A 2,268-nucleotide genomic window follows, 5' to 3' on the forward strand; every position below is an offset into this window, starting at 1 on the left:
TGAGACCGCGGTCTACCGCATCTCGGGCGTCCTCACGGTGATCTCGGGCTGGTTCATCACCGCCCTCTGCGCGAGCTCGCTCGCCGCGGTGGTCGCGCTCCTCGTCTTCTGGGGCGGCGAAGTGATGGCGGTCGCCCTCGGCGTCATCGCCATTGCGGTGCTCGTGCGCTCGAACTTGAAGCCCCTCGGCGAAGACTCGCTCTCCGGCCAGGCCGCGCAGCGTTGGGACGCCCTTTCGATCCGCCAACTCGTCGACAAGAAGGCGCCTGAAAACCTCAAGCGCACCCTCAAGATCACGCACGACGTTTTGTCGGGTCTTCTCGACGACCGCGAGCGCGCCCTGAAGGCCGCCAAGGACGACGCCTCGGACTTCTTCGACGACCTCTCGGGCGAACGCAGCGTCTACTACCGCATGGCGCTCGCCGACAAGAACCCGAAGAAGACCGACTTCGACGCCCGCTACTGCTACTTCCGCGCCTTCACGAACATGCGTGAGGTGGGCCGGTCGCTGCAGAGCCTCGCCAAATTCGCCCAGGACCACGTCGCCAACCGTCACCGCATCTATGAAGGACGCCTCGCCGACGATCTGAAGGCGCTGCTCGCCCTGCTCGACCGAATGAGCGCGGCCGAGTCCGGCGAACCCGACGTCGCCGCGCTCCACGCGAACGCCCAGGCGGTCCTCGTCGAGATCGACAAGCTGCAGACCGTGCTTCTGCGCGCGATTCCGTCCGAGAAGCTCTCGATCCGCGGCTGTGAGCTCTACCTCGCGTTCCTCCTCTTCGCCCGCGACCTCATCAACCGCTATGAGATCACCGCGATGATTCAGGAGCAGCTGAACCACCTGAGCGACAAGGCGGCCGCGCAGGAGGCCTGAGCCTTCCGGTGTCGACCACCGTCCTTCTTTGAATGACGACGCCCCGCCCGGCCTCCACGCCGGTGCGGGGCGTCGTCATTTTCTCCGTTTGCGAAGCGGCGTTGGGCTTGATGCGCCGCAAGGCATGTGGCGCGTTCGTGACGTTGTCATTGAATTGTCATATTCCGGTCACGGAGCCGTCATCAGCTCCCGGGAGAATCCCGAGCGTCCCACAGCAACCCTCATAAGGACGCCCGCGCAGAGTCCCGCGCGGCGCGCAAGAGTCATGGAACAATACTATTTGGTGCTGCTCGCCTTCCTCGGCGTCATCGCCTGCATAGACCTCTTCGTCGGCGTCTCCAACGACGCGGTGAACTTCCTCAACTCCGCCATCGGCTGCCGGATCGCCAAGTTCCGCACCACCATGTGGGTCGCCTCGATCGGCGTGCTCCTCGGCGCGACCTTCTCCTCAGGGATGATGGAGATCGCGCGCTCGGGCATCTTCAACCCGCAGCTGTTCACCTTCGCCGAGGTGATGGTGATCTTCTTCGCGGTGATGGTCGCGGACGTGATTCTGCTCGACACCTTCAATTCGCTCGGGCTCCCGACCTCGACCACCGTCTCTATCGTCTTCGACCTGTTGGGCGCCTCGATCGCCGCGGCGGGCTTCAAGCTCATGAGCGAAGGCGCCTCGATCGGCGACGTCGCCCAATACATCAACAACTCCAAGGCGCTCACGATCATCTCCGGCATCCTGATCTCGGTGGTGGTCGCCTTCGTCGCGGGCGCGGTGGTGCAGTACGTCGCGCGCCTCATCTTCTCCTTCAAGTTTGAAGGGGCCTACCGCAAGGTGGGTGCGGTCTACGCGGGCATCTCGATCACCGCGATCATCTACTTCCTCGTGATGAAGGGCGCCAAGGGCGCCTCCTTCATGCGCCCCGAGTGGATCGACTGGATCAACGCCTACACGTCCGAAATCCTCATCGGCCTCTTCGTGGGCCTCACGGTGCTCTTCGAGGCGATGATCCTCCTCTGGCGCGTCAACGTCTTCAAGATCATCATCCTCGCGGGCACGTTCTCGCTTGCCTTCGCCTTCGCCGGCAACGACCTCGTGAACTTTGTGGGCGTGCCGCTCGCCGCACTCGACAGCTTCAACACGTGGCGCGCTTCGGGCACGCCCGCCGAGTCGCTGCTGATGACAAGCCTCCTCGACGCCTCGAAGACCCCGACCTACTTCCTCCTCGCCTCGGGCCTCATCATGGTCTTCACGCTCTGGTTCTCCAAGAAGGCCCACATGGTGATCCAGACCTCTATCAACCTCTCGTCCTCCCAGGCGGGCGAGCAGGAGCAGTTCGGCGCTTCGCTCCCGGGGCGCATGATCGTGCGCGCCTCGATGTCCGCCGGCCGCATCATCA

Annotated in this window: 1 protein-coding gene and 1 pseudogene; both read left to right on the forward strand. The window is 64.0% G+C overall.

The features are described 5' to 3' along the window. Nucleotides 1–874 (forward strand): annotated as a pseudogene (locus ACT6Y9_RS10520) (inorganic phosphate transporter); the annotation flags it as partial. Nucleotides 875–1,139: 265 nt separating this feature from the next. After that, a partial coding sequence (locus ACT6Y9_RS10525; protein ID WP_443744497.1) for an inorganic phosphate transporter occupies nucleotides 1,140–2,268 on the forward strand: 1,129 nt, incomplete at its 3' end.

Source organism: Sutterella sp. (assembly GCF_052272535.1).
Taxonomy (GTDB): domain Bacteria; phylum Pseudomonadota; class Gammaproteobacteria; order Burkholderiales; family Burkholderiaceae_F; genus Sutterella.